25 protein-coding genes are annotated in these 25,858 nt (G+C 69.9%); 14 read left to right on the top strand and 11 right to left on the bottom strand.

The features are described from left to right. The 4 genes from H5T77_RS05410 to H5T77_RS05395 form a co-directional block, all read right to left on the bottom strand. The coding region (locus H5T77_RS05410; protein ID WP_292646069.1) for an AMP-binding protein at positions 1 to 1,017 on the bottom strand (1,017 nt) is incomplete at its 3' end. Next, entirely contained in the window at positions 1,014 to 1,799 is a 786-nt protein-coding gene (locus tag H5T77_RS05405; protein ID WP_292646066.1) for a gamma-glutamyl-gamma-aminobutyrate hydrolase family protein, read from the bottom strand. The genes H5T77_RS05410 and H5T77_RS05405, both read right to left, overlap by 4 nt. Further along, the gene (locus H5T77_RS05400) at positions 1,799 to 3,142 is read right to left on the bottom strand and encodes a glutamine synthetase family protein (RefSeq protein ID WP_292646064.1); all 1,344 of its coding nucleotides are present in this window, start codon (positions 3,140 to 3,142) and stop codon (positions 1,799 to 1,801) included. Before H5T77_RS05400 ends, H5T77_RS05405 begins: the two co-directional genes overlap by 1 nt. Continuing rightward, positions 3,135 to 3,782 carry a hypothetical protein gene (locus H5T77_RS05395; RefSeq protein WP_292646062.1) on the bottom strand — a complete coding sequence of 216 codons (648 nt, stop codon included), beginning with the start codon at positions 3,780 to 3,782 and terminating at the stop codon, positions 3,135 to 3,137. Before H5T77_RS05395 ends, H5T77_RS05400 begins: the two co-directional genes overlap by 8 nt. A 303-nt stretch (positions 3,783 to 4,085) precedes the next feature. On the opposite strand from H5T77_RS05395, the gene H5T77_RS05390 reads away from it, so the two are divergent. Genes H5T77_RS05390 through H5T77_RS05365 form a run of 6 tightly spaced genes read left to right on the top strand, consistent with a single transcriptional unit; the run spans position 4,086 to position 11,924 of the window. Continuing rightward, positions 4,086 to 5,609: a flavin-containing monooxygenase gene (locus H5T77_RS05390; RefSeq protein WP_292646060.1), complete on the top strand. Its 1,524-nt coding sequence runs from the start codon at positions 4,086 to 4,088 to the stop codon at positions 5,607 to 5,609. After that, a complete protein-coding gene (locus tag H5T77_RS05385; RefSeq protein WP_292646059.1) occupies positions 5,606 to 6,667 on the top strand; it encodes an alpha/beta hydrolase in 1,062 nt (353 codons plus the stop codon). Before H5T77_RS05390 ends, H5T77_RS05385 begins: the two co-directional genes overlap by 4 nt. A gap of 4 nt (positions 6,668 to 6,671) precedes the next feature. Further along, entirely contained in the window at positions 6,672 to 8,027 is a 1,356-nt protein-coding gene (locus H5T77_RS05380; RefSeq protein ID WP_292646056.1) for a flavin monoamine oxidase family protein, read from the top strand. Between the two features lie 41 nt (positions 8,028 to 8,068). Then, positions 8,069 to 9,301, top strand: a complete 1,233-nt coding sequence (locus H5T77_RS05375) for an acyl-CoA dehydrogenase family protein (RefSeq protein WP_292646053.1) — start codon at positions 8,069 to 8,071, stop codon at positions 9,299 to 9,301. Next, on the top strand, positions 9,298 to 10,137 hold the full coding sequence (locus tag H5T77_RS05370; protein WP_292646051.1) for an SDR family oxidoreductase: 840 nt from the start codon (positions 9,298 to 9,300) through the stop codon (positions 10,135 to 10,137). The genes H5T77_RS05375 and H5T77_RS05370 overlap by 4 nt, the downstream gene beginning before the upstream one ends. Beyond that, positions 10,131 to 11,924 carry an FAD-dependent oxidoreductase gene (locus tag H5T77_RS05365; RefSeq protein WP_292646048.1) on the top strand — a complete coding sequence of 598 codons (1,794 nt, stop codon included), beginning with the start codon at positions 10,131 to 10,133 and terminating at the stop codon, positions 11,922 to 11,924. The genes H5T77_RS05370 and H5T77_RS05365 overlap by 7 nt, the downstream gene beginning before the upstream one ends. Positions 11,925 to 12,013: 89 nt before the next feature. On the opposite strand, the gene H5T77_RS05360 is transcribed toward H5T77_RS05365, so the two are convergent. From H5T77_RS05360 to H5T77_RS05350, 3 genes are read right to left on the bottom strand one after another with little or no spacing between them, the layout of a single operon-like run. Continuing rightward, a complete protein-coding gene (locus H5T77_RS05360; protein WP_292646045.1) occupies positions 12,014 to 13,006 on the bottom strand; it encodes a TIGR03557 family F420-dependent LLM class oxidoreductase in 993 nt (330 codons plus the stop codon). A 48-nt stretch (positions 13,007 to 13,054) separates the two neighbouring features. Then, a complete protein-coding gene (locus H5T77_RS05355) occupies positions 13,055 to 13,903 on the bottom strand; it encodes an SDR family oxidoreductase (RefSeq protein WP_292646042.1) in 849 nt (282 codons plus the stop codon). Further along, entirely contained in the window at positions 13,900 to 14,367 is a 468-nt protein-coding gene (locus H5T77_RS05350) for a peroxiredoxin (RefSeq protein WP_292646039.1), read from the bottom strand. The genes H5T77_RS05355 and H5T77_RS05350 overlap by 4 nt, the downstream gene beginning before the upstream one ends. Before the next feature lie 134 nt (positions 14,368 to 14,501). Between H5T77_RS05350 and H5T77_RS05345 the strand changes: the two genes are divergently transcribed. Continuing rightward, the gene (locus tag H5T77_RS05345; RefSeq protein ID WP_292646036.1) at positions 14,502 to 15,017 is read left to right on the top strand and encodes a hypothetical protein; all 516 of its coding nucleotides are present in this window, start codon (positions 14,502 to 14,504) and stop codon (positions 15,015 to 15,017) included. Here H5T77_RS05345 and H5T77_RS05340 read toward each other — a convergent pair. The 4 genes from H5T77_RS05340 to H5T77_RS05325 form a co-directional block, all read right to left on the bottom strand. Next, the gene (locus tag H5T77_RS05340; protein WP_292646033.1) at positions 15,004 to 15,318 is read right to left on the bottom strand and encodes a DUF3618 domain-containing protein; all 315 of its coding nucleotides are present in this window, start codon (positions 15,316 to 15,318) and stop codon (positions 15,004 to 15,006) included. The two genes, H5T77_RS05345 and H5T77_RS05340, sit on opposite strands and share 14 nt — an antisense overlap. Next, positions 15,315 to 15,761 (bottom strand): phage holin family protein, encoded by a 447-nt coding sequence (locus H5T77_RS05335; RefSeq protein ID WP_292646031.1) that lies wholly within the window; start codon positions 15,759 to 15,761, stop codon positions 15,315 to 15,317. Before H5T77_RS05335 ends, H5T77_RS05340 begins: the two co-directional genes overlap by 4 nt. Further along, positions 15,758 to 16,108 (bottom strand): hypothetical protein, encoded by a 351-nt coding sequence (locus H5T77_RS05330; RefSeq protein WP_292646028.1) that lies wholly within the window; start codon positions 16,106 to 16,108, stop codon positions 15,758 to 15,760. Before H5T77_RS05330 ends, H5T77_RS05335 begins: the two co-directional genes overlap by 4 nt. Before the next feature lie 357 nt (positions 16,109 to 16,465). Beyond that, positions 16,466 to 17,344 carry a MurR/RpiR family transcriptional regulator gene (locus tag H5T77_RS05325; RefSeq protein ID WP_292646026.1) on the bottom strand — a complete coding sequence of 293 codons (879 nt, stop codon included), beginning with the start codon at positions 17,342 to 17,344 and terminating at the stop codon, positions 16,466 to 16,468. 164 nt (positions 17,345 to 17,508) lie between these two features. On the opposite strand from H5T77_RS05325, the gene H5T77_RS05320 reads away from it, so the two are divergent. From H5T77_RS05320 to H5T77_RS05290, 7 genes are read left to right on the top strand one after another with little or no spacing between them, the layout of a single operon-like run. Further along, the gene (locus tag H5T77_RS05320; protein WP_292646023.1) at positions 17,509 to 19,059 is read left to right on the top strand and encodes an ABC transporter substrate-binding protein; all 1,551 of its coding nucleotides are present in this window, start codon (positions 17,509 to 17,511) and stop codon (positions 19,057 to 19,059) included. Then, complete coding sequence (locus H5T77_RS05315; protein WP_292646020.1) at positions 19,038 to 20,054, top strand: ABC transporter permease; 1,017 nt, start codon at positions 19,038 to 19,040, stop codon at positions 20,052 to 20,054. The genes H5T77_RS05320 and H5T77_RS05315 overlap by 22 nt, the downstream gene beginning before the upstream one ends. Next, positions 20,051 to 20,935 (top strand): ABC transporter permease, encoded by an 885-nt coding sequence (locus H5T77_RS05310; RefSeq protein WP_292646017.1) that lies wholly within the window; start codon positions 20,051 to 20,053, stop codon positions 20,933 to 20,935. The genes H5T77_RS05315 and H5T77_RS05310 overlap by 4 nt, the downstream gene beginning before the upstream one ends. A gap of 56 nt (positions 20,936 to 20,991) precedes the next feature. Beyond that, positions 20,992 to 21,909 carry an N-acetylmuramic acid 6-phosphate etherase gene (gene murQ, locus H5T77_RS05305; protein WP_292646014.1) on the top strand — a complete coding sequence of 306 codons (918 nt, stop codon included), beginning with the start codon at positions 20,992 to 20,994 and terminating at the stop codon, positions 21,907 to 21,909. Then, entirely contained in the window at positions 21,909 to 23,072 is a 1,164-nt protein-coding gene (locus tag H5T77_RS05300; protein ID WP_292646011.1) for an anhydro-N-acetylmuramic acid kinase, read from the top strand. The genes murQ and H5T77_RS05300 overlap by 1 nt, the downstream gene beginning before the upstream one ends. Then, on the top strand, positions 23,069 to 24,208 hold the full coding sequence (locus H5T77_RS05295) for a serine hydrolase domain-containing protein (RefSeq protein ID WP_292646008.1): 1,140 nt from the start codon (positions 23,069 to 23,071) through the stop codon (positions 24,206 to 24,208). The genes H5T77_RS05300 and H5T77_RS05295 overlap by 4 nt, the downstream gene beginning before the upstream one ends. Next, positions 24,205 to 25,824: an ABC transporter ATP-binding protein gene (locus tag H5T77_RS05290; RefSeq protein ID WP_292646005.1), complete on the top strand. Its 1,620-nt coding sequence runs from the start codon at positions 24,205 to 24,207 to the stop codon at positions 25,822 to 25,824. Before H5T77_RS05295 ends, H5T77_RS05290 begins: the two co-directional genes overlap by 4 nt. Positions 25,825 to 25,858 lie beyond the last annotated feature (34 nt).

Genomic DNA, 25,858 nt, shown 5'->3' with positions numbered 1-25,858 from the left:
CCCGCTGCCGACGGCAGCGGTGTCGTCGAACGGGCTGAACAGGTCGATCCCCGACTCGGTCATCCCATAGACCTCGCGCCAGGGCGCACCCCACCGTTCCTCGAGCCGCCGGTGAAGCGCGACCGGGATGCCCGAGCAGAACACCATCCGCAGATCGTTCTCGCGGTCCTCGGCGGTAGGCGGCTGCTTGAACAACAGGGTGGGCATCGAGCCGAGGACGTAGAAGAAGGTCGCCCGGTGGCGGCGTACGTCGCTCATGAAGGTCGACGCGGAGAAGCGCGGCAGCACGACCAGCGGGGCGCCGAGCGTCAGGGCGAGCGCGGTGTTCCACTGCGGGTCCATGTAGGAGAACGGCTGCGAGGTGAGGAGCACGTCCTCGGATCCGAGACCGGTCGCCGCGGCGCAGACCCATCCCAGCCGGACCCAGTAGTCGTGGCTGAGCATGCACGCCTTCGGGAAACCGGTCGTGCCCGAGGTGTACTGCAGGTTCGCGAGGGTCTCCCCCGTGATCGGCGCCTCCGGCGCCGTGGCCGGGAACCCCTCGGATCCGTCGTCCGGGACCTCGATGACACGGACACCGGTCAGACCGGGCTCGTCCGACAGGACCCCGGCGACCAGGCCGGAGCGTTCGGAGTCGGTGAAGACGACGCAGGCCCCCGAGTCCTTCAGGACGAAGGTGAGGTCGGAGCGCTGGTAGGAGCAGTTGACCGGCACGGCGACCGCGCCGGCCTTGAGCACGGCCAGCCAGGCGACCGGCCAGTGCACGACGTTCGGGAGCATGATCGCCACCCGGTCGCCCGGGCGTACGTCGTCGACCTCGATCAGCCGGTGGGCCAGCCTGGAGGTCCAGGCGTCGATCTCGGCGAAGGTCCACGACCACTCGCCGAAGCGCAGGAACTCACGATCTCCGGCGTCCAGTGCGCGCTGCGACAGCAGCCGGCTCAGCGTCGGGACCGCAGGGTCGTCGTTCATCCGTTCGGCCGGCACGACGGGTCCGGCCGCGACATGCGTTCTCACTGGGGGCTCCTCTGCTCTCGCCCGACGGGCTGATGGTTCGCGAGCCGCTGCGCCGCCCGCTCGACGACCCAGGACATCGCCGGGTCGCTGCTCTTCATCCACTCCGGGTGCCACTGGACGCCGAGCACCGGGCGTCCCGGGATCTCGATGGACTCGACGACGCCGTCATCGGTCCGGCCGGTCACGACCACCCCGGCACCGCACCGGTCGACGGCTTGGTGATGCCACGAGTTGGTGATCGTGTCCTGACCGAACAGGTCGGCGGCGATCGAGCCGTGCGTGAAGGAGACGACATGGTCGACGGTGCCGTCTGTGGGTGCGGTCTCGGCGGAGAGGTGGCTCACCGGACCGTCCGGAAGATGCGGCACGAGGGTGCCGCCGAGGGCGACGTTGAGCACCTGCAGACCCCGGCACACACCGAGCACGGGAATCTCCCGCTCGAGCGCCGCACGCACGAGCGCGATCTCGTACGCGTCCCGCTCGACGTCGTGCACCATCGGGTTCGTCCGCGGGTCGACGTCACGCACCACGGAGGTGTCGCCGCCCCAGCAGGCCGGATGGACGTCCTGGCCCCCGGTGATCACGACACCGGAGAGCCAGTCGCAGACCGCCGACACGTCGGTGTCGTAGGACAGGTGCACAGGCAGCCCACCGGCCTCGGCGATCCGGGTCGCGAAGTCCGACATGGAGGTGTCGATGCAGCGGTCGCCGTAGCGCGGGTCGGCTCCGTTCAGCACCGACAGCTGGAAGCGGCGTCCGGTGATGCCGATCAGCGGCCGCATCACGGGAACTCGAAGTATCGCTGGGACTCCCACGCGGAGAGTTCGACGAACGGATCGCCGCCCTTGGTGTGGAACTCCATCCACTCCCATCGACGCGAGGCGACCCAGAAGTCCACGAACTCGTCGCCGAGGTACTCCCGCAGCAGCGGGTCGGCGGCGAGGGCGGCCGCGGCCTTCGACATGGTGTCGGGGATCCGCGGCACCCCGCAGCCGTCCGGCAGGCACCACGCCATGTCCGTGACCTCCGCGGGCGGCTCGATCCGGCGCTCGATGCCCGCCAGGATCCCCGCCAGCACGGCGGCGAGCGCGAAGTAGGGGTTCACGTCGGCTCCGGGCAGCCGGTACTCCAGGCGCGAGTACTTCGGGTGGCCGGTGATCGCCCGGACCGCCGCGGTCTTGTTGTTGACGCCCCAGCTGACGGTGGTCGGGGGCCCGGTGAGGTCGACGAGCCGGCGGTACGAGGTGATCTGCGGCATCACGACGGACGTCGCGCCCGGCATGGTGGCCAGCAGCCCTCCGACCGCGTGGCGCATCAGCTCCGAGAGCCCGTCCTCGGCGAAGAAGCGGTTCGTGCCGTCGCTGGTGAGCGAGATGTTGATGTGCGCCCCCTGGCCGAAGCCGGCGGTGGGCTTGGCCATGAACGAGACGGTGTGGCCCAGCTCGTGGGCGATCTCGCGCATCACCTGCCGGGTGCGGGCCCAGCCGTCGCAGAGCCGGACCGGATCGGTCGGCGCGAGGTTGAGCTCGGTCTGGCCGGGCGCTGCCTCGTCGGTCCACGCCTCCCACGTGATACCGATCTGGTCCAGCCGCTCGACGACGGCCTCCATGTACGCGACCCAGTCGCTCGACCGGGCGAGATGGTAGGTCGCCCCTGTGCTACCGCCAAGTGGCGTGAGGTCACGGTAGCCCCGCGAACGCGCCTCCTGGACGGACTCCTCGAAGAGGGTCGCCTCGATCTCCACGGCGGCGACGGCCTCGTACCCCATGTCGGCGAGCCGGGCGACCAGCTTCCGCACGAGGTTGCGCGGACAGATCGGCACCGGCGTACCGTCATTGAGCCAGTAGTCACCGATCACCGAGTCCAGCCCGGGCTTCCACTCCACGAGAGTCGACAGGTCCGGGACCATCTGGATGTCGTAGAGGTTGCCGCGCCAGTCCGGGAAGGCGTCGCCGAGGACGATCTCGTTGTTGAGGTCGATGGCGAACAGGATGTCGGCGAAGGCGAAGCCGGCCTCCTTGCCGGTCTCGAACTTCCGTCGCGAGACGTTCTTGCCGAGGAGGCTGCCCTCGTGGTTGGTGGCCTCGAGGCGTACCGCCTTGTGGGCCTGGGCGAGCTCAGACATCGAATCGGACCCTCCAGGAGGCTGCCGTCATGACGGACAGCTGGGACAAGGTGCCCTGGATCTGCACACCGGCAGCCAGGGAGGCGAGAAAGTCGTCTGCGCCGCTGAAGACTCCGGCCAAGAGATCGGCAGGGCCTGCGACCAGATAGCTGGTCGGACCGTCGCCGAAGCGACCGTGCTCGGCGCCGTCGCGTGCGTCGGCCTTCACGACGAGTACGTCGGGGATGCCCGGAATGTCTCGGGTGACCTCCCAGAACCGGACCGCCGCTTCGCGCCAGCCGGGCACGGGTGAGCGCAGCGCCTGCAGGACGCCGGCCGCCAGCGCGGCGTCACCGACGGGCTCCTGGCTGGGCGCGAAGCGGGCGTCGAGGTCGACGACGACGGTCGCATCGGGGTCGGCGAGGACCCCGGCGGTGACACTCACGGCGTCGGGCGCGAAGACCAGCGTCGCAGCCTGCGGGGTGTCGTGGGAGCGCACCACCACGGTGCCGGCAAGGCCGGCCATGGCGTCCGGGAAGCGGACCGACGCGTCGCGCAGGGTCCGCGCGAGCAGGCGGACGATCGGGATCGGGTCGTCCTCGACAGCGATACGGCTCGCCGCGATCCGCGGCGGTGCCTCGATCGTCGTGCTCTCGGTCATTCGTCGGCCCTCCAACGTGGGGTTCAGAACGTTCTTAGTCATTTGACTGAATCGTTTGACCAACGATGGTGCGACGCAGATCACGCTTTGTCAACCACCCCATCCAGATTTGTGAAACCAGCAAGACATCTGCGGACACCTCTTGACGAGCCGTGACACCTGTCACACACTTAGTCATCCGACCCAATCAAATGACTAACTTCGCGTTTGCCACAGAGGACGGCACTCCTCGCCGTCGACCGCTTCGGCCGCCCCCGTCGTACCGCCGGTCACCAGACCCACCACTGAGAAGGAAGTGCAGCAATGAACCAGACCATCGCGACGGAGCACGCCGACATCGTCGTCATCGGCGCCGGCCTCTCCGGTATCGGTGCGACGAAGTATCTGAAGGACGACTTCCCCGACAAGAAGATCCTGCTGCTGGAGTCTCGCGACTCGATCGGCGGCACCTGGGACCTGTTCAAGTACCCGGGCATCCGGTCCGACGACGCCGTGCACCACTACGGCTTCGCGTTCAAGCCGTGGCTGCACGAGGACGCGATCGCCGAAGGTCACCTGATCATGGACTACCTGCACGAGACCATGACCGAGTTCGGCCTCGACGAGCTCCTGCGCCTGCGGCACCGGGTCACCGCGGCCGACTGGTCCAGCGAGGACGCGCAGTGGACGCTGCAGGTCACCATCGCCGACGAGCAGGGCAACGAGACCCACCAGGTCATCCGCACCGGCTTCGTCTTCAGCAGCACCGGCTACTACCGCTACGACGAGGGCTACGAGCCCCGGTTCGAGGGTCGCGAGGACTTCCAGGGCGACATCCTGCACCCGCAGCACTGGCCCGAGGACTACGACTACCGCGGCAAGCGCGTCGTGATCATCGGCAGCGGCGCGACCGCCGTGACCATGCTCCCCGCGATGCTCAAGGGCGACAGCGCGGCGGCCCACGTCACGATGCTGCAGCGGACCCCGAGCTACATCGCATCGATTCCCCGGGTGGACAAGGTCGCCCAGGCGCTCATGAAGATCTTCGGCACCAAGCGCGGCTATGCCCTGACTCGTCGCAAGAACATCTGGCGAGACCACTTCCTCGTGACGGTGCTGAGCCGCTTCCCCAGGTTCGGGCGCTGGCTCGTACGCAGCATGACCATCAAGGAGCTGCCCAAGGGCTTCGACGTCGACACCCACTTCTCGCCGCCGTACAACCCCTGGGACCAGCGTCTGTGCGCCACCCCGGACGGCGACTTCTTCCAGGCGATCCGCGAAGGGGGCGCCGGCGTGGTGACCGATCAGATCGAGCGGTTCACCAAGGACGGCATCCAGCTGAAGTCGGGCCAGCACCTGGAGGCCGACATCATCGTCACCGCGACCGGCCTCGCCATGCAGATGCTGGGCGGCGTCGAGCCCACCGTCGACGGCGCCCCCGTCAAGGTCTCCGACTCGGTGCTCTACCGCGGCGCCCTGATCTCAGGCGTGCCCAACTGGGCGATGATGATCGGCTTCACCAAGGCGACCTGGACCCTGCGTATCCGCAACGTGACCCGCCTCGCCGCAGAGGTCATCCGCGAGATGGACCGCACGGGCCGCGACATCGCGCTGCCCGTAGCACCGGAAGGCATGCCCACCGCGGACCTGTTCGACCTCTCGGCGGGCTACATGCAGCGCGCCAAGGACGCGCTCCCCCGCCAGGGCACCGGCCTCCCGTGGCAGATGCACACGACCTTCGTCAGGGACAACCGGCTCTTCAAGGGCCAGCTCATCCACGACGACATCAAGTTCTCCAAGCGAGCCAGCAGCCCTGAGCGGGTCACGAGCGTGGAAGCGGCGTCATGAGTGAACAGCGCTTCACCCTCGGCCAGCGCTTCCAGCGAGCGCTCCTGGTCTTCCTGAGCCGTCTTCCCGCGGGGCTGCAGCGCCTGTTGGCCAAGCCCCCGGTCAACAGTGCGGGCGACACCATGGCTCCCGACGTCGCCCTGCTGATGAAGCTCGGCGAGTCCGGGCCGGACTACAGCGACCTTCCCCCCGTCGAGGCCCGGGCCACGACGGAGCGCGACCTGATCCTGTTCGCGTCCCGTATCGAGCCCTGCGCCGTCGAGGAGGAGATCGAGGTCTCGGACGAGGTCCAGCTCACCCGCTACAGCAACGGCACCCCGTCGCGAGGACTGATCCTCTTCTTCCACGGTGGCGGCTTCGTGATCGGCAGCCGCGCGAGCTACACCGCGCCCGCGCGCATGCTCGCACACGGCTCCGGGGCCGAGGTCGTCTCGGTCGAATACCGGCTCGCACCGGACGCCCCGTTCCCGGCAGCACAGGACGACGCGATCACCGCGTGGCGGTACGCCGTCGAGCACGCCGCCGCCTGGGGCGTCGACCCGCACCGCATCGTCGTCGCGGGCGAGAGCGCCGGTGGCAACATCGCCGCCGTCCTGTGTCAGCAGGTGCGGGGCGAGGACGTGCAGCCGATGCTCCAGGTGCTCATCCAGCCGGTGACCGATCTGGTCGAGCACCGACCCTCCCAGGACGAGTTCGCGGGATCGCCGGCCCTGTCGGCCAAGCAGGTCGCCTGGTTCGTCCGGAACTACCTGCCGGAGGGAACCGATCCGGCGGACCCGCGTGTCTCGCCGTACCGGGCCTCCAGCCTGGCCGGACTTCCGCCGGCGATCGTCAACCTGGCTGGGTTCGACCCGCTCCACGACGACGGGCTCGCCTACGCGACCGCGCTGCTGGAGGCAGGCGTCCCCGCGCAGGTGGACCGCGAGCCGGGCCTGGTCCACGGCTACCTGTCCTACACCGCGGTCAGCCCGAGCTGCCGGACGGCGACCGAGCGCCTCGTCGCCTCGGTCTCGGCAGCGCTCGACCGCACCCAACGGACCCCTACGAAGGCGAGCTGACGACATGAGCCCATCACCCGAGCACCGCGAGGAGACCCACGAGGTCGTCGTCATCGGCGCCGGCATGGCCGGCCTGATGGCTGCGACCACCCTCGCCGAGCGCGACGTCGTCGTGCTCGAGGCCTCCGACCGTACGGGCGGACGCGTCGACACCGTCCGCAAGGGCGACTACTGGATCAACGTCGGCACCCAGTTCACTGAAGGCACCGGCCCCCTGATCGAGGCCCTCCACCGTCACCGGGTCCCGCTCGGGACGCTGGAGGGCAAGTCGGTCGCCCTGCACCTGGGCGGCAAGCAGGTCGACACGTCGAACCCGTTCGGCCTGATGTTCCGCTCGAAGATGACCTGGCGCGACCGGTACGGCCTGGCCCTGGTCGGCGCTCGCATTCTCTCGAACGTGCCGTTTCTCGAGATGAGCGAGGAGAACCGGTGGGCCAACCGGGTCCGCGCCAAGCTCGACCGCCGGCGCGCGGACTTCGTCCTGAAGGGCGTCTCCTCCGATCTCACCCGCGAGATGGTGCGGTCCTGGTCCGGTCAGTGGATGGGCTGCGAGCCCGAGGAGACCGCCGCCCGACAGTTCGTCTTCTCGATGGGCATCCTGCTCACCGACCCCGAGAAGGTGCCGAACCTGACGCTGCCGCAGGGCGGGAACCAGACGCTGACCGACATCCTCACCGAGGACCTCGGCGACAGGATCCGGCTCAGTTCGCCGGTGAGCTCCGTGGAGTGGACCGCCGACGGGGTGGTCGTCGACTACCAGGACGCCGACGGACCCGCGCGGCTGAGGGCACGCCGGGCGATCGTGGCGGTGCCCGCGGACGTCGCGGTCACGATCATGCCCGGGCTTCCGGCGGCGTACCGGACGGCCTTCGAGTCGATCCGCTACGGCCGTTACGTGGTCGTCGGCTTCTTCACCCACGAGGAGGGCGAGGCCCAACGCTGGGACGACTTCCTCGCGGTCTCGACCCCGGGACGCTCGTTCCAGGCGATCTTCAACCATGCCGCCGCCGTACGCCGTGGCAACATCCGCAAGCCCGGCGGCGCGCTGGCCTGCTTCGCCGGCGGCGCCGAGGCCGACAGGCTCCTCGAGCTCACCGACGAGGAGATCGTCGCGCGGTTCACCGCGGACCTCCTCGAGGTCTATCCGGAGCTCGAGGGCAAGGTCGACGCCGGCATCCTCCGCCGACACCTGCGGGTCGTGCCGTTCTGGGGCCCCGGCGGCCGAGCGTCGCTCGAGACCCTCCAGCAGCACCTCGGGCCGGTCCATCTCGCCGGCGACTACGCCCTCGACATGCCGTCGCTGGCCGACGCCGCCGCATCCGGCGAGCAGGCCGCTGGCCAGGTGCTGGCGAGCCTCTAGACGACCTTCCCCATCCCCGACAACCACACCGAAAGACGACGATGCCCACCACTCAGAACCCCGTCCGCCAGGCCGACCGGCTCTACCACGACCTGCTCTCCCCCACCGAGACCCTCGAGGTCCGCGACCGCGTGCGGAAGATCGCCTCCGACGTCGTCGCTCCGGCCGCACGTGAGATCGCCAACGGCGACGAGCGCGTCGACGGCTTCCCCCGCGAGGTCTTCGACGGCCTCGCCGCCGCGGATCTCTTCCGGGTGCCGTTCTCCGCCGAAGTCGGCGGCGAGGGGCTGGAGCACCCGGTGACCGCCACGGCAACCGCGATCGAGGAGCTCGCCTACCACTCCAGCAGCATCGCGGCCGTCTTCGACGTCCACTGCATCCTCGCCGGCAACGTGCTGACCCACGGCACCGAGGCCCAGCAGCAGCGGTGGCTGCGACCGGTGGCCGAAGGCACCACTGTCGGCGCCTTCGCGACCACCGAGCCCGAGGCCTCCTCCGACCTGAGCCCACAGGCCGTGCAGACCGCCGCGGTCCGACACGGCGACACCTGGGTGCTCAACGGTCGCAAGCGCTGGATCTCCAACTCTCCGGTCGCCGGGTTCATCGTCACCCTCGCCCGCACCGAGGACCGACTCTCGATGTTCATCGTCGACACCTCCCTGCCCGGCGTACGAGTCGGCGAGCCCGACCAGAAGATGGGCAACCGTGGCCAGCTCACCGCCGACGTCTGGTTCGAGAATGTCGAGCTGACCGACGCCGACCTGCTCGGTGGCGTGACCGGCCAGGGCCTTCGCCACGCGCTCGCCACCCTCACCCTCGGTCGCATCGGCATCGCCGCGGCCGGTGTCGGGATGGCCCAGGCCGCCTTCGACCACGCCGTCGGACACCTCAAGTCCAGAGAAGCGTTCGGCCGCAAGCTGGGAGCCAACCAGCACTGGCAGTTCCTCATGGCGGACCGGGCCACCGAGATCGAGAACGCGCGCACGCTCTACCTCAAGGCGGCGCTGCGCCGGGACGCCGGGGAGGTCTTCCCCGAGCCGGAGGCCTCGATGGCCAAGTTCTACGGCAGCCGCCTCGCGGTCGACATGGCTCGCGACGCCATCCAGGCCTTCGGCGGCCTCGGCTTCGCCCGCGAGGTCAGCGCAGACGGCACGCCCGGACCGGTCGAGGCGATCTACCGCGACAGCAAGATCGGCGAGATCTACGAGGGCACCAACGAGATCCTCAAGTGGGTCGTCGCCCGCAACATCTTCGGCAAGGAGATCACCGGATGAGCCTCACCGGACGCACGCTGCTCATGTCGGGCGGAAGCCGTGGCATCGGCCTGGCGATCGCCGTCGCGGCCGCACGGCGCGGTGCCAACGTGGCGTTGCTGGCCAAGACCGACACCCCAGACCCTCGCTTGTCGGGCACCATCCACACCGCCGCTGCCGAGATCGAGGCCGCTGGCGGCGGCGCGCTCGCCGTCGTGGGCGACGTACGCGACGAGGCATCCGTGGAAGGAGCCGTGGAGAAGACCGTGGAGAGGTTCGGCGGCATCGACATCGTGGTCAACAACGCCTCCGCGCTGGCCGTGGACGGCACCGACACGCTCCCCATGAAGCGGTTCGACCTGATGTCCGGCATCCAGCTGCGCGGCACCTACCTGCTGACCAGCAAGGCCCTGCCGCACCTGCGCAAGGGGACGAACCCGCACATCCTCTCGCTCAGCCCGCCGCTCAACCTCTCCCCCGCCTGGCTCGGCGCCCACCCGGCGTACACGATGGCCAAGTACGGCATGACGCTGCTGACCCTCGGATGGGCGGCCGAGTATGCGGAGGATGGCGTGGCCGCCAACTGCCTGTGGCCGGAGACCTACATCGCCACCGATGCGGTGAAGAACATCCTCGGTGGCGACGCGGCCCTGGAGCGGTCACGCTCGCCTCAGATCGTCGCGGACGCAGCCGTGGCGATCCTCGAGCGACCCGCCGGGGAGTGCTCGGGCAACACGTTCCTCGACGTCGAGGTGCTCCGCGACGCCGGAGTCACCGACCTCTCCCGGTACGGCGGAACCGGAGACCTCGAGTACGACATCTTCGTCGACCGACCACCGAGGAAGTCACCATGCTGAACCACCGGGCTCCCGCTCACATCCTGGTCGAGGCCGAGGAGTTCGACGACTTCGGCGGGTGGACGCTGGACTCCCAGTTCGAGATGGAGATGGGGTCGCCCTACCTTCTCGCACACGGGCTGGGTGTCCCGGTCGCCGATGCCACCACCACGATCGCCGTCGAGCGGGCCGGCTCCTATCGCGTATGGGTGTGTGCCAAGGACTGGGTGCCCTCCCATCATCCCGGCCGGTTCGCCGTCACGATCGACGGCGAGCGGCTGCCCATCGAGCTCGGCGCGAACGGTCGCGACTGGAGCTGGGAGAACGCCGGCCGGATCGACCTGGGTGGAGACCGAGCCACGATCACTCTCACCGACCTGACCGGGTTCGATGGTCGCTGTGATGCCATCTACCTGACCACCAGCGACACCGAGCCACCCAACGGGATCGATCCCGACGCGCGTGCCTGGAGACGCCGGCTCCGCGGGCTGCCGGACCATCCGTTCGACGGCGGATCCTTCGACGTGGTCGTCGCCGGCGGTGGCGTCACCGGCGCCGCCGCCGCCCTCGCGGCCGGACGTCTCGGCCTGAGGGTCGCCCTGATCCAGAACCGCCCGGTCCTGGGCGGCAACGCAAGCACCGAGATCGGACTCACCCCGCGAGGAGAGACCGGCCCGCTCGTCAAGGCACTGTCCGCGCGGTCCGAGGACGGCGAGCTCGCCGCTCTCGGGCTCCTGCATGCAGAGCCGACCGTGTCGGTGTTCCTCGAGCACCAGATCTTCGACGTCACCCGTGACGGCGACCGGATCATCGCTCTCGATGCCCGCGACGCCCGCTCCGGACGCGAGGCCCGATTCGGCGGCGCGATGTTCATCGACTGCACCGGGACGGCGATCCTCGGCCTGCTCGCCGGGGCCCGGACCATGTTCGGATACGAGAGCCGGGCCGAGTACGACGAGCCACTCGCGCCAGAGGAGCGTGTCGCGTCCCATCACGGAAACACCCTGTTCTTCCGGACCCGCCAGCTGGCCCGCCCGTCCGACTTCCCTGACGTTCCGTGGGCAGTCGCGGTGGCCAAGGACTACGCCGACCTGGGCGGACAGCTCCGACGCCCCGGCATCGACAACGTCGCGGGACCGATCGCTGGGCCGGCCCGAACCCCGGACCCGAGCATCCGCCGCCGCATGCTCAAGCCGCTGACCCACTTCTGGGAGTACGGCCATGACCTCGACCCGTACACCAACGCCGAGCACATCCGTGACCATCTGCTGCGGGCGGTCTACGGGACGTTCTCCAACGTCAAGACCCTCGAACCAAAGACCCATGCGAACCTCGCACTCGACTGGGTCGCGTTCGTCCCCGGGCAAGGCGAGTTCCGTCGATACCAGGGCGCCTACGTCCTGACCGAGAGCGACATCCGGGAGCACCGCAGATTCGACGACACGGTCGCCTGGAACTCCGGTGCCTTCTGCCTGCACCACCCAGGGCACGAGAAGTACGACTTCCGTCTTCGGGACTGGAAGTGGGACACCCGCGACGACAAGCCCTTCGAGGTGCCTTTCCGGTGCCTCTACTCGGCCGATCTCGACAATCTCATGATGGCCGGCAAGCACATCAGCGTGACCCACATCGCCGGGTCGGTCACCAAGTTCATGGGTAACGGTGGCCAGCACGCGATCGCCACGGCGGCCGCGGCCAAGCTCTGTCTCAAGTACAACGTCACGCCGGGCGAGATCTGCGACAACCACATGGAGAAACTCCAGAGGACGGTCGAGAAGCTCGGTGGGTCAGTCGGACATCCCGTGTGACGGACAGCACAACATGGACGAGAGCTTCCTGGCGACCGGACCTGTCCTGGCGGTGAAGGTCGTCGACCCAGAGCGGGCGAGGCGGACGTTCAGCCCGACGCCGAACGCAGCGCGTCGAGGAGCGGCCCGGCCGCCTCGGCCAGGAACTGGTCGTTCGTCGACCCGTCGATCTGGACGAGAGCGACGTCGGTGAACCCGGCCTCCCAGAAGGGCCGGATCCCGTCTGTGATCGCGTCGAGGTCGGGACCGCACGGGAGCGAGGAGGCAACGTCCTCGTGGCGCACGAACTGCGTGGCCGCGGCGAAGCTCGCCGGGGTCGGCAGCTCGCTGTTGACCGCCCAGCCACCACCGAACCAGCGGAACTGGTCGTGGGCCCGTCGTGTCGCCGCTTCCGCGTCCTCGGGGTCCCAGCTGATCGGGATCTGGCCGATGGCTCGGTTGCCACCGGCTCCGACTCTCGGCGCCTCCGCCACGTCGTTCCAGCCCGTCAGCAGATCCGCGTCCGGCTCGACGGCGATCAGGTGGTCGGCCAAGGCAGCGCAACGCTGGGAGACCTCGGGCCCGCCGACCGCCAGCCCGACAGGAACCCGGGTGCTGGGAAGGTCCCAGAGCCGGGCAGAATCGACCTGGAAGTGCTCACCCCGGTAGTCGACCAGATCGCCGTCGAAGAGTGCGGAGATGATCTCCATCGCCTCGGCGAGCATCTCGTGCCTGGTGTGCACGGCCGGCCAGCCGGCGCCCACGACGTGCTCGTTGAGATTCTCTCCGCTGCCGAGACCGAGGGTGAAGCGGCCCTCGGAGAGCTCCTGGACGGTGGCAGCCTTCTGAGCGACCACGGCGGGGTGGTAGCGCATCGTCGGGCAGGTCACGTACGTCATCAGCGGGATCCGCTGCGTGGCCTGCGCGACTGCGCCCAGCACGGTCCATGCGTACGGCGCGTGCCCCTGCTCGACCAGCCATGGCGAGTAGTGGTCGCTCATCACGAGGAAGTCGAAGCCTGCCTCCTCGGCAGCGACGGCGTGGCGCACCAGGTCTCTCGGGCTCGCCTGCTCTGTCATCAGTGTGTATCCGAAACCCACCATGCCGAAGGCGGTACCCCACGTGGCGGCGAGCGACCCCTCCTCCCCCGGCTACTCGCCGGAGGCGAGGTGGTCTCGAAGCCCCAGTGGCTCCCGCCCGGTGAGGGCGGCCACGGCACTGCTGACTCCGTCGAGCTCCCCGGCCGCGATCGCGGTGTAGGTGGAGACCCAGGCGTCGTAACGCCAGTCGGGCGCCTCCCACCGGCGACGCGACGCGTAGGCCTCCTCGATCGTCTCGTCGTGATAGCGCACCTCTCTCCCGAGATGCTCGGCGAGGATGTCGGCCGCCTCGCTCATCGTGAGCGACTCGGGCCCGGTGAGGTCGTAGGTGAGCCCTCGGTGATCCTGCGGTGCCGAGAGGGCCACCACTGCAGAGCGCGCGACGTCGGCACGCGCGACCGCCGCGAAGCGCCCCTCGGCTGCGGGACCTCTGATGACACCGTCCTCACCGACCAGGAGGGGAAGGAAGTCGAGGTAGAAGTTGTCGCGGAGCAGGGTGTAGCCCATCCCGCTCGCCTTGATCCGCTCCTCGGTCGCGAAGTGGTCGCGCGCGAGCGTGAAGACGGCATCCGGCGCGGCGCCGAAGAAGGACGTGTAGACGATGTGCTCGACCCCGGCCGCCGCGGCGGCGTCGACGAAGGTGAGGTGCTGCTCCAGGCGGTCCGCCGACTCGGCGGCCGAGACCATGAGCACGTTCTGAACGCCGTCGAGAGCCGCCCGCGCGGCCTCTCCGTCGTCGTAGCTGACCGCGAACACCTCGGCTCCTGGGACCTCGGGGGCTCTGGCGGGGTCACGCACGAGAAGACGGAGATCGGCGTCGGAGCCTCCCAGCGCGCGAGCGACGAGGCCGCCGACGTAACCGGTCGCGCCGGTGACGGCGATGGTGGGCCGGGTCGTCATCGGACGTCATCCCTGAGCGCGGCCAGGGCTTCGTCGGCGTGGATCTCGGCCTTGAGCATCCCCTCGACGACAGCCTTGATCCGGCCGTCGGCACCGATCGCGAAGGTCGTACGCTGCAGCGGCCCGAGCTTGCCGAAGATGCTCGGCTTCACGCCGTAGAGCCCGGCGACCGACCCGGAGGGATCGGAGAGGACGGGATAGTCGAGGTCGTGGTTGGCGGCGAAGCCGGCCTGCTTCTCCACGCTGTCCTTGCTGATCCCGAGCCGCTGGGCGCCGATCACCTCGAACTCGCCGGCGAGGTCACGGAAGTGGCAGGCCTCCTTTGTGCACACCGCGGTCTCGGCGGCCGGGTAGAAGAAGAGCACCACCGGACCCTTCTCGAGGAGCGCGGAGAGGACGACGGACGTACCGTCCTGGGCTGGGAGTGTGAAGTCTGGCGCGACGGCACCGGTCTCGAGCGGCATGTCGCCAACCGTAGCGGAGCGAATTGTGGTGTTCTCGGACGTCGCCTGGTCCTGTTCCTGGCGTGCGCGACGGCGTACGCGTTCTTCCAGGTGCCCGATGTCGCCATGCCCGCCGAGCTGCCGGGATCGGCGAGATGCCCGAGCTGACCGAGGTCAGCGTTCCGGACTCCACGCTGATCGCCGTCAGGGCCGACGCGAGCTGTGACCCGTTCACGGTCTGCGACGAGATGGCGACCCGGGGCTGGTACGTCCAGCCGCAGATGTCCTACGCCGGCGCACCCGCCACCATCCACCTGTCGGTGAGCGCCGCGACGCTGCCCCACGTACCGGAGTTCCTCGACGCTCTGCGCGATGCGGTCGCGGCCGCCGTGGCCGCCGGCCCGGTCGCGGTCGACCCTGGCGTCGCTGAGTTCATCGCGAGCCTCGATCCGCTCGCCCTCTCGGACGACGACTTCGACGGCCTGCTGGTCGATGCGAGCCTGATCGGCGCCGACGCAGCAGACAACCCTTCGACAAGCTCAGGACACCGCCTCGCGCTACCGCAGAGGATGGCCGAGGTCAATGCGATGCTCGACCTGGCCACCCCTGCGATGCGTGAGGCACTTCTCGTGGCCTTCCTGGACCGGTTGACCCGGCCTAGGCGGCGTTGACCCGGCGCTTCCTCTTGGCCAGCAGCAGGAGCACGGTGATCACGGCTGCGACGGCGATGCCGCCCCGGATCTGTACGTCTCGGGATCCAGCAGCAACCTGCGCCTGCTGCTTCACCTCGTGAACCTTGTCCTTGCTCCGCGTCTTGACGTCCAGCCGGGTGGCGAGCTCGTCAAGCGTGTCGGCGAGCTCGTGCCGGGTGGAGTCCAGGTCGGCCTCGACAGCGGCGATGCCGGTGTCGTCATGGGCGTCGACGGGCCTATCGACGGGCCTGTCGACGGGCCTGGTGGAGTCGTGCGTCATGGCGTCGTCCTCCTCGCGGTGTGGTCCGTGGGCCGGCCGTGCTGCTTGACGGCCTCGACGTCCCGCTTGATGTTCTCGGTGGCGCGTTCGGGCTTCATCGGAGCTCCCTCGGAGACCTCCTTCTTCCCGACCAGGGCCATGATGCCGGCGATGGCCAGGAGTACGACCCCGACCAGCAGCGCGGCGAGCCAGGCATCGAGCACCAGAGACAGGGCCAGGATCGCCGTGGCGATCAGGACACCCACTCCGTACAGCGCCACCAGGCCGGCGGCGCCGAAGACGCCGGCGCCCTTGCCGGTGTGCTTGGCCTTCTCCGTCAGCTCGAGGCGGGCGAGCTCGAACTCACCTCGGACGAGGTGAGACATCTCTTCCGAGAGACGCGAGACGAGCTCACCCATCGATGCGTCGGTCTGATGGGTGGGGCCGGATTGATGGGTGGTCACGACTCCCACCCCCGCGGTGTGCCGGTCACCGGGTCGGCGGAGGCGGCCGGGCTCGGGGCGCTCGGCGCGGTCTGGTGCGACGACGGCGAGCCCGTGGAGCTCGTGGAGCCAGTGGAGCTCGTGGAGGTGCCGTTGTGGCCAGGCATCTTCTCCTGGGCGGCGTGCTTGGCGGTCTCCACCTTCTCCTCGGCGACGACCCGGGCAGTGTGTGCCTTCTCCTGGACCCGCGGGTCCTGCCACAGACCCTGGGCCTTGGCGACGATGGCGTCGTACCGCTCGCGTCCCGCGCGGGCGCCGAGCAGGTAGCCGATGCCGAATGCAGTCAACAACGCTGGTTTCTTGAACATTTGAGTTCCTCCTCATCGTTGTACGTCCGGCCGGTACCCAGATGACGCGGGGAGATACACGGGGTCAGAGGTGAAGAGGACGAGCACGAGCGCCGCGAGGCGCCAGTCGCGGTCGAGGATCTCGCCCCGGCGTACGGCTGCGGCGCACTCGGTGCTGACGATCTCGACCAGGGTCTCGCGACAGCCGAGGCGGATAGGCCAGCACCGATGCCCGCACCCGCTCGAAGATCGGCTCCCCGGTGGTGGCCCGCAAGGAGGCCGCCACTCGCGCGCTCCTTGGCGGCCGCGAGGAGCCGCTGGCCGCGCTGGCCGAGATAGCCGAGATAGCCGAGGAAGTTGAGGTCCTCGTCCTTTGGCTCAGCCTCTGGGAGGGGTGACGCGCCGGGTCGCGACGGCGTCCAGCGTCGCCCCGAGCGCGGCGGTGACGTCATCGGGGTTCTCGTGGGCGACGCCGAGGAAGATCGCGTCGACGATCACGAGCTGGGCCATCCGGCTCGACATCGCGCCGTACCGGAACCGGGTCTCCCGGGAGACCGTGGTGAGGGTGGCGTCGGCGAGCTCGGCAAGCGGTGAGTCCGGGAAGTTGGTGACCGCGACGGTGAACACACCCCGGCCGGCGGCGGTGCGCAGCGCCGAGATCGCCTCCTCGGTCTCGCCAGAGTGGGAGAACGCGATGGCGACCGCGTCGCTCGGGAGCACGGCGGCACTGGTGAGGGCGAGGTGGGCGTCGGCCCAGGCGTTGACCTGGTAGCCGATCCGTCGCAGCTTCTGCTGGAGGTCCTGCGCGGCCAGGCCGCTGGAGGCCGAACCGTACGCGTCCACGACCGAGGCGGTCGTGATCGCGGCGACGACCCGGTCGAGCTCGTCGATGTCGAGCCTCTCCGCGGTCTCCTCGACGGCTCGGGCCTCCTGGTAGGCGAGCTTGCGCACGACCTCCCGGGTCGTGTCCGCCGGGTCGATGTCCCCTTCGGAGACCCCGAACTCGATCCGGCGGCCGGTCTCGTTCGCGCCGGCCCGTGCCAGCGCGAGCCGGAATGCCGAGTAGCCGGTGAACCCCAGGCTGCGGCACAACCGGGTGACAGTCGCGGTCGAGGTCTCGTGGCCGGCGGCGAGCTCGGTGATGGTCAGTCCCGCGGCGGTGGCCGGATCCGCCAGGGCGGCCTCGGCCAGCCGTCGCTCGCTCGGTCTGAGCCCGGGCAGGGCCTGCCGCAGGCGTACCAGGATGTCTTCGCTCATCGTTTCCTCGCTCGGCTCGACCACAACAAGCTGTTAATAATTGACCCGCAGCGGGTCACATCGGAAACATTTTGTCATAGAGTCGAGGGATCCGCGGGCGATGCCACTGCAGGCAAGAACCCGACCTCTTGGCCCGACATCCTCGCCCATCCCTAGGAGGATCCGTGAGTACGCAGCGACGACACGGACATCGCACCCGCGCAACGCTCGCCACCGCCCTCGCCGGCGGCCTGCTCGCAACAGGCCTCGCCGGCTGCGGCAGCGACGGCGAGCAGACCGGTGATGCCAACGGCACCCTGGTCTTCGGGATCTCCGCCGATCCAGCGCAGATGGTCCCCTGGACAGCGACCTCGACCCAGTCGATCCAGGTCCTCTCTCAGATCTACAGTCCTCTCCTCAACACCGACGCCGAAGGCGTCCCGGAGGCAGGGCTCGCGGAGCTGCCGGAGATCTCGGAGGACGGGAAGACCTACACCTTCACCCTGCGAGAGGGCGTCACCTTCGGGGACGGCTCCGATCTCGACTCCGCCGATGTGAAGCACACCTACGAGAAGATCATCGACCCCGCCTCGAGCGCGAGCTCGGCGTCGTACTTCGCCAACGTGGCCGGCATCGAGGCGCCCGACCCACGGACGGTCGTGGTGACGCTGAAGCAGCCCGACGCCTCCTTCGTGTCCGGGCTGACCGGGGTGAACACCGCGATCGTGCCCTCTGACGTCGACGCGAAGAGCCTGGAGACCAAGCCCGTGGGCTCCGGGCCGTACCAGTTCAAGAGCCGCACGCCGAACGAGTCGATCACGCTCACGCGCAACGCCGACTACTACGCCGGGGAGCCCGGCGCGGCGACGGTCGAGTTCCGAGTCATCCCCGACGAGCAGTCGATGGTGTCCTCGCTGAAGACCGGCTCGGTGCACATGGCGATCTTCGACAACCCGGTGACGGCGAAGACCGCGACCTCGGGGCAGACCGAGTCCATGACGGTCGACTCGCTGTCCTACCACGTGCTGCAGCTGCGGGCGACCTCGCCGACGCTGAAGGACCCCAACGCCCGGCTGGCGATCCAGTGCGCGATCTCGCGCCAGGACGTGATCGACTCGGCCGCCCTGGGGGCGGGGAAGCCGAGCGGGCCGATCACCTCGCCCGAGTTCCGCTCGGACCCTGAGGCCCAGCCGTGCCCCGAGCAGGACCTGGACAAGGCGAAGGACTACCTGGCCAAGGCGGGCAAGCCGGACGGGTTCACGCTGAACCTGATGACCTCCCAGGGTCTCTACTCCACCGCTGTGGACGAGGCGCAGAACATCCAGGCGCAGCTCGGCAAGGTCGGGATCAAGGTCAACGTCGAGGCGCTCGACTCCAACGCCTACGTCGAGCGGTGGCTCGCCGCCGACTTCGACGCGGCGATCGCGATGAACGGCGGCAGCTCGGACCCGAACACGATGTACAGCCGCTACTTCACCAAGGCGGGCAGCTTCAACAAGGTCGCCGGCTACAGCTCGCCGGAGCTCGACAAGCTCTTCGCCGACGGCATCGCCACCACCGACACCGCCGCCCGCAAGCCGATCTACGAGGAGATCTCCCAGCACCTGGTCGACCAGGCGGCATGGGTGTGGCTGTTCACCCCGGAGATGTACGTCGTCGCCAACAAGTCCGTCGAGGGCCTGGAGGAGCGCGCCGACGCCTCGATCGCGACGCTGTGGAAGGCGTCGGTCTCCTGAGCGCCGCATCGAGCCTCGCTCACCGGGTGGGCGCCTTCGGGCGCCACCCGGTGGCACGGCGGTTCGGAGAGGCGGCGGTGACGCTGGTCGGCGTCTCGATCCTCACGTTCGTGCTGCTGCGGGTGGTCCCGGGCGACCAGATCACCGCGGCGTACGGGACGGCTGCCGGTGACCTCTCCCCCGAGCAGCTGCAGGCGCTGGAGGCTTACTACGGGGTCAACGAGCCGCTCCTGTCCCAGTACCTGGGCTGGCTCGGTGGCGTGCTCACCGGCAATCTCGGGGTCTCGGCGACCTCCCACCTGAGCGTGCTGTCGATGACCGCTCAGTCGTTGCCCAACACCGTCGAGCTGGCTGTGCTCGCGATCATGATCGGCCTCGCCCTCGGCATCCCGGGCGGGATGCTGGCGGCCAGCCGGCCCGGGCGGGCACGTGACCAGATCAGCCAGGTGACCAGCCTGGTCGCGCTGTCGGTGCCCTCGTTCCTGCTCGCCGCCGTGGTGTCGAGCTGGCTGGTGAACACGGTCGGCTGGTATCCCAACGGCGAGGGTTACCGCACGCTGAGCGAGGACCCCGGCCTCAACCTGCAGCAGATGCTGCTGCCGGCGCTCGTCCTCGGGATCAGCATCGCCCCGCCGATCCTGCAGACCACACGCGCCGCGATCCTCACCGTCCGTTCCGAGGACTACGTCCGGACCGCCCGCGCCAAGGGGGTCTCCGGCCGGCGACTGCAGGTGCGGCACATCCTCCGCAACGCCCTGATCCCGGTGGTGACGATGAGCGGCCTCCAGTTCGGCTTCCTGCTCGGCGGGGCCCTGGTGGTCGAGCAGATCTTCGCCATCCCCGGCATCGGGCGCCAGGTGCTGCTGGGGCTGGAGCAGAAGGAGTACGCCGTGGTGCAGTCGACCGTGCTGGTGATCGCGGTGATGTTCGTCCTGGTCAACCTGCTCACCGACGTCCTCTACCGTCTCGTCGACCCTAGGGTGCGTGTGCAATGAGTGCTGCGGCTGACATGCACGGGGTGCCGGAGGTTCCCACGACGAGGGCCGCCGGCCGATGGGCCAAGGCGTTCCGTACGCCGAGCGGGATCGTCGGCCTGGTCCTGATGGCCCTGGTGACGGTGCTCGCGCTCCTCGCCGCGGTCGGGGTGGGACAGGACCCGGCCGCTCAGGACGTACAGGCTGCGCTCCAGGGGCCTAGCGGGAGCCACTGGTTCGGCACCGACCAGTTCGGTCGCGACATCTTCGCCCGGGTCTGTGCCGGCCTGGCCAACTCGCTGCGGGTCGCCCTCGTCTCGGTGACGGTGGCGGCGATCGGTGGGGTGCTGCTCGGCATCCTGGCCGGCTATTACCAAGGCGTCCTCGACCGGGTGGTCGGCGTCATCACCAACGTGCTGTTCGCCTTCCCGTCGCTGCTGCTCGCCCTCGCGCTGGCCGCCACGCTGCACCGCAGCTGGCTGACGGTGGCGATCGCGATAGCGGTGGTCTACCTGCCGATCTTCGCGCGGGTGGCCCGCGGGCCGGTCCTGACGCTGCGCCACGCCGAGTACGTGCTCGCCGCGACCGCCGTCGGCCGCAGTCGGCTCTCGACCCTCTTCGAGCACGTGCTCCCGAACATCCTCGGGATCCTGGTCGTGCAGGTCACCCTGTCGCTGTCCTGGGCGATCCTCACCGAGGCGGCGCTCAGCTTCCTCGGTTTCGGCACCCCGCCCCCGGCGGCGTCGCTCGGCGGCATGGTCTATGCGGCGCAGACGCTCAGCAGCGTCGCTCCGTGGATGCTCTTCGCCCCCGGCGTCGCGCTGATCCTGGCCGTGGTCGGGCTCAACCTGCTCGGCGACGGACTCCGAGCCGCGCTCGACCCACGAGGAACCAACCAGTGAAGGCAGAGCCAGAGAAGGCGGAGCCAGTGAAAGCGGAGCCAGTGAAAGCGGAGCCAGTGAAAGCAGCGGACGAAGCCAGGCTCGACGCGCTCACCACCGAGGCGTCGAGCACCGCGGACGGACCGGAGATCGACCAGCTCTCGGTCGCCGACCTGATGGCGGCGATGAACGAGCGCGACGCGACGGTCGCGACGTCCGTACGCTCCACCCTGCCGTCGATCGCGGCCGCCGCCACGGCGGCGACCGCTCGGATGCGGGAAGGCGGCCGGCTGATCTACGTGGGCGCCGGCACGTCCGGGCGGCTCGGGGTGCTCGACGCCTCCGAGGTGCCGCCCACCTTCGGCCTCGACGGCGTCGTCGTCGGCGTCATCGCCGGCGGCCCGTCGGCGCTCTTCAGCGCAGCCGAAGGGGTCGAGGACGACGAGAGCGCGGGCGCGGCCGACCTGGCAGCTCTCGACGTCGGGCCGCTCGACACCGTCGTGGGGATCGCCTCCAGCGGGCGTACGCCCTATGCCCTCGGCGCCCTGGCGTACGCAGCGGAGCACGGCGCGCTCACCGTCGGCCTCGCCTGCAACCTGGACACGCCCCTGGCGCGCGTCGCCGACCACGGGATCGAGGTGCCGGTCGGACCCGAGATCGTCGCCGGATCGACCCGGCTCGGCGCCGGCACCGCGACGAAGATGGTGCTCAACATGATCTCGACCGCCACGATGGTGCAGCTCGGACGGACCTACGGGTCGCTGATGGTGGACATGCGGGCCAACAACGCCAAGCTTCGCCACCGCGCGATCCGGATGGTCACCGAGGCCACCGGAGCCGACGATGCGACCGTGCTCCGGGCGCTCGACGAGGCGGACTGGCACACCAAGCTCGCGATCGCGGCGATCCTCACCGGCCTCTCCCCCGCCGAGGCGTCGCAGGCGCTGGAGCTGGCCGGCGGCCGGCTGCGGACCGTCATCGAGGAGCGTGGCTGATGCGCGTGCTCGGAATGATCTCCGGAACCTCCCACGACGGGATCGACATCGCGGCCGTCGACTTCATGGTCGAGGATGACGTGCTGCGCGCCCGGATCGTCCACCACATCTCGGTGCCCTACGCCCCTGATCTGCGACAGCGGCTCATCGACGCCATGCCGCCGGCGCCGGTCGGCTTCGACGTCGTCTGCGAGCTCGACACCCGGATCGGGCAGGCGTTCGCCACGGCCGCGAGCCGGGCCGTCGAGGAGGCCGGCGCCGTCGACGTCGTCTGCACCCACGGCCAGACCGTCTTCCATTGGGTCGAGGGCGGCCGTGCGCTCGGCACGCTTCAGATCGGGCAACCAGCCTGGATCGCCGAGGCGACCGGCGCGACGGTCGTCTCGGACGTACGCTCCGACGACGTCGCCGCCGGCGGGCACGGCGCGCCGTTGGTGCCGCTGCTGGACGTCCGGATGCTGGCGCCGCTTATCGAGGACGGAGCCGTCGCCGCGGCGCTCAACCTCGGCGGCATCGCCAACCTCACCGTGTGCCGAAGCGCCACGGACCCGGTCGCGTGGGACATCGGGCCCGCCAACGCCCTCATCGACGCGGTGGTCACCGACGCGCCCGGAGCGGCGACCTTCGACCGCGACGGCGAGCTCGCCGCGACCGGCGCCGTGGACCGGGTGCTGCTGACCGAGCTGCTCGACTCTCCCTACTTCGGGCGGCCGGCCCCGAAGAGCACCGGCAAGGAGCTGTTCAACCTCGACTACGTCCGTGACGCCCTCGACCGCTCGGGCGTCACGCCCTCGCTTCCCGACCTCGTCGCGACCCTCACCGAGCTCTCCGCGGTCACCGTCGCCCAGGCGGTCTCCCAGGCGGGCGTCGGGGTGCTGGTGGCCTCGGGCGGCGGCGTACGCAACCCGGTGCTGATGCGACGGCTCGGCGAGCTCCTCCCCGGCGTGCGCGTCACCAGCAGCGACGCCCTCGGCGTCCCGTCCGACCACAAGGAGGCGATCGCCTTCGCCCTCATCGGCTGGGCCAGCGTCCACGGCCTCCCCGGCAACGTCCCCAGCTGCACCGGTGCCGACGGGCCCCGCGTGCTCGGCCGGATCAGCCCCGCGGGCACGCCTCCGCCCAAGATCGACGCCTGGCCCGGCACCCTGGTGTTCGAGCGATGAGCGGCAGGCAACCCGTCCAGGCGTATGCCGACCGCCTGCTCACCCTCGGCAGCGATGGCACCCACCCGGCAGGTGCCATCGTCGGGCTGCGCACCCCGGACGGCTCCGAGGTGGCGGCCTCCGGCTGGGCCCGTCTGCCCGCTGCCGATCGTCCTGGCGTGCCCATGCAGCCGGACCACATGCTCGACCTCGCCTCGGTCACCAAGCTGCTCGCGACCACGGCGATCACGATGCGGCTCGTCGCCGTCGGCGAGCTGCGTCTCGAGGACCCGGTGTGCCGACACCTGCCCGCCTTCCGAGGTGATGGGAAGGACGAGGCGACCGTCGAGCAGCTGCTGACCCACACCGCCGGGCTGCGTCCGTGGTGGCCGCTCTACGCCGCCGTGCCCAGCGGCCGGCGCAGCGAGACGATCCAGCACGTCCAGCAGCTCCCGCTGGCGTACGCGCCCGGCACCGGCTGGACGTACTCCGACCTGGGCATGATCCTGCTCGGCGCGGTGATCGAGCAGGTCACCACGCTCCGGCTGGACGAGGCGTACGAGCAGCTCGTGGCCGCACCTCTGGGGCTCTCGGCCCGCTTCGGACCGGTCGTCCCGGGCCGCGCGGCCACGAGCGCGGACAGCGACGCCTATGAGTGCGCGATGCTCGCCACCGACGAGCCGCACCCCGTCGGCATCCCGCCGGCTCGCTTCTCCCGTTGGCGCGACCATCCCCTCCAAGGAGAGGTCGACGACGGCAACACCGCTCACGCCCTCGACGGCGTCGCCGGGCACGCCGGCCTCTTCTCGACCGTCGAGGACCTGCTGACCTACGGGACGGCGCTCTGCGAAGGCACCTTCGTGCCACGCGAGGTGGTCGACCGCTTCTCGACACCGCGCCCCGAGCATCCCGAGCAGGCGCTCGGCGCCTTCCTCGGCCGGGCCGGCGAGACCACCTTCCTGCAGCATCCCGGCTTCACCGGCACCTTCTTCGCAGTCGCCCCCGACACCGGCTTCGTCGTCGCCGGCGCTGCGACCCGGCTGCACGGCCCGCTCGGCCCGATCGACCACAATCCCACCCGGCTCCCAGACGTCGTACCCGGCACCGAGATCATCTCGGTGCTGCTCGACGCGGCCGGCCTCGAGGAGGACCGATGACCCCCGTCCTGTCCGTACGCGACCTCTCGGTCACCTTCGACACCGGCGAGGGCCCGGTCCAGGCGCTGCACGACATCTCCATCGACGTCGCGGCCGGAGAGACCGTCGCAGTCGTCGGCCAGTCCGGCTCCGGCAAGTCGACGCTCGCCTCCTGCGTCAACCGGCTCCTGGCCGACAACGGCCGGATCACCGCCGGGACGATCACCCTCGGCGGCCAGGACATCACCCGCGCCCCCGAGTCGGCCATGACCGCGATCCGTGGCCGCCGCATCGGCCTGGTGCCGCAGGACCCGATGACCAACCTCAACCCGGTGATGACCGTCGGTGCGCAGATCACCGAGGCGCTGGAGGTCCACGGACTCGCCTCCGGGCAGAAGGCGCGCGAACGCGCCATCGACCTGCTCGGCCAGGCCGGCATCGAGCGGCCCGCCTCCCGCTTCCGCCAGTATCCGCACGAGTTCTCGGGCGGGATGCGGCAGCGGGTGCTCATCGCGATGGCGCTCGCCTGCCGCCCCGAGGTGCTCCTCGCCGACGAGCCGACCTCCGCGCTCGACGTCACCGTGCAGCGCCTCGTCCTCGACCAGATGGCCGAGCTCACCGCCGAGCTCGGCACCGGCGTACTCCTGATTACCCACGATCTCGCCCTGGCCGCCGAACGCGCCGACCGGGTCGTCGTCATGCACCGCGGCCGGGTCGTCGAGAGCGGCGACGCGGCCACGATCATCGCGTCTCCGCAGCATGACTACACCCAGCGGCTGCTGGCCGCCGCACCCGCCATGTCCGACGTCAAGGTCATCCCGACGGCAGTCGACGACGGATCCGCCGAGCGCCCCGAGACCCTCCTCGAGGTGAGCGGCGCCGTACGCCGCTACCGGATCCGCGGGCAGCGCGAGCACCTCCACGCCGTCGACGGGATCGACCTGTCCATCCCCAAAGGACGCACGGTCGCCATCGTCGGCGAGTCCGGCTCAGGCAAGTCCACCGCCGCGCGGCTCGCGCTTCGCCTCGAACGGGCCGACGCCGGCACCATCCGCTACCGCGGCACCGACCTGGCAAGCCTGCGCGGCAAGAACCTGCTCGCCTACCGGCGCGCCATCCAGCCGGTCTTCCAGAACCCGTACGCCACCCTCGACCCGCGCTACACGATCGGCCAGGTCATCGACGAGCCCCTGCGCGTCCACCGCATCGGCGACGCCGCCTCTCGCCGCAAGGCCGTGGCCGATTTGCTCGGCAGGGTCGACCTGCCCGCGGCGTACGCCCAGCGGCGGCCGCACGAGCTCTCCGGTGGTCAACGCCAGCGCGTCGCGATCGCCCGCGCCTTGGCTCTCGACCCCGAGCTCGTCGTCATGGACGAGGCGGTCAGCGCACTCGACGTCCTCGTCCAGGAGCAGATCCTGGAGCTGATGGTCGACCTCCAGCGGGACCAGGGCCTCTCCTACCTCTTCATCAGCCACGACCTCGCCGTCGTCCACCTCGTCGCTCACCACGTCTACGTCATGAAGTCCGGCAAGATCGTCGAGCACGGCGACCCCGACACCGTCTTCCGCTCACCGCAGGATCCCTACACCCAGCAGCTCGTCGCCGCCGTACCTCGCCCGCACGAACAGGCGTCGTAGCCTCCCGGGTCGCGAGGGTATGGCACCAGACCGG

This window comes from Nocardioides sp. (assembly GCF_014360585.1).
Classification (GTDB): Bacteria; Actinomycetota; Actinomycetes; order Propionibacteriales; family Nocardioidaceae; genus Nocardioides.
Note: the sequence above shows the minus strand (reverse complement) of the source record. Positions and strands in the feature narration are given on the sequence as shown.

What these genes read in the sequence shown, in the direction of transcription:
- H5T77_RS05405 (WP_292646066.1), bottom strand. Translation starts at nt 1,799, where the DNA reads ATGCGGCCGCTGATCGGCATCACCGGACGCCGCTTCCAGCTGTCGGTG.
- H5T77_RS05400 (WP_292646064.1), bottom strand. Translation starts at nt 3,142, where the DNA reads ATGTCTGAGCTCGCCCAGGCCCACAAGGCGGTACGCCTCGAGGCCACC.
- H5T77_RS05395 (WP_292646062.1), bottom strand. Translation starts at nt 3,782, where the DNA reads ATGACCGAGAGCACGACGATCGAGGCACCGCCGCGGATCGCGGCGAGC.
- H5T77_RS05390 (WP_292646060.1), top strand. Translation starts at nt 4,086, where the DNA reads ATGAACCAGACCATCGCGACGGAGCACGCCGACATCGTCGTCATCGGC.
- H5T77_RS05385 (WP_292646059.1), top strand. Translation starts at nt 5,606, where the DNA reads ATGAGTGAACAGCGCTTCACCCTCGGCCAGCGCTTCCAGCGAGCGCTC.
- H5T77_RS05380 (WP_292646056.1), top strand. Translation starts at nt 6,672, where the DNA reads ATGAGCCCATCACCCGAGCACCGCGAGGAGACCCACGAGGTCGTCGTC.
- H5T77_RS05375 (WP_292646053.1), top strand. Translation starts at nt 8,069, where the DNA reads ATGCCCACCACTCAGAACCCCGTCCGCCAGGCCGACCGGCTCTACCAC.
- H5T77_RS05370 (WP_292646051.1), top strand. Translation starts at nt 9,298, where the DNA reads ATGAGCCTCACCGGACGCACGCTGCTCATGTCGGGCGGAAGCCGTGGC.
- H5T77_RS05365 (WP_292646048.1), top strand. Translation starts at nt 10,131, where the DNA reads ATGCTGAACCACCGGGCTCCCGCTCACATCCTGGTCGAGGCCGAGGAG.
- H5T77_RS05360 (WP_292646045.1), bottom strand. Translation starts at nt 13,006, where the DNA reads ATGGTGGGTTTCGGATACACACTGATGACAGAGCAGGCGAGCCCGAGA.
- H5T77_RS05355 (WP_292646042.1), bottom strand. Translation starts at nt 13,903, where the DNA reads ATGACGACCCGGCCCACCATCGCCGTCACCGGCGCGACCGGTTACGTC.
- H5T77_RS05350 (WP_292646039.1), bottom strand. Translation starts at nt 14,367, where the DNA reads ATGCCGCTCGAGACCGGTGCCGTCGCGCCAGACTTCACACTCCCAGCC.
- H5T77_RS05345 (WP_292646036.1), top strand. Translation starts at nt 14,502, where the DNA reads ATGCCCGAGCTGACCGAGGTCAGCGTTCCGGACTCCACGCTGATCGCC.
- H5T77_RS05340 (WP_292646033.1), bottom strand. Translation starts at nt 15,318, where the DNA reads ATGACGCACGACTCCACCAGGCCCGTCGACAGGCCCGTCGATAGGCCC.
- H5T77_RS05330 (WP_292646028.1), bottom strand. Translation starts at nt 16,108, where the DNA reads ATGTTCAAGAAACCAGCGTTGTTGACTGCATTCGGCATCGGCTACCTG.
- H5T77_RS05325 (WP_292646026.1), bottom strand. Translation starts at nt 17,344, where the DNA reads ATGAGCGAAGACATCCTGGTACGCCTGCGGCAGGCCCTGCCCGGGCTC.
- H5T77_RS05310 (WP_292646017.1), top strand. Translation starts at nt 20,051, where the DNA reads ATGAGTGCTGCGGCTGACATGCACGGGGTGCCGGAGGTTCCCACGACG.
- H5T77_RS05300 (WP_292646011.1), top strand. Translation starts at nt 21,909, where the DNA reads ATGCGCGTGCTCGGAATGATCTCCGGAACCTCCCACGACGGGATCGAC.
- H5T77_RS05295 (WP_292646008.1), top strand. Translation starts at nt 23,069, where the DNA reads ATGAGCGGCAGGCAACCCGTCCAGGCGTATGCCGACCGCCTGCTCACC.
- H5T77_RS05290 (WP_292646005.1), top strand. Translation starts at nt 24,205, where the DNA reads ATGACCCCCGTCCTGTCCGTACGCGACCTCTCGGTCACCTTCGACACC.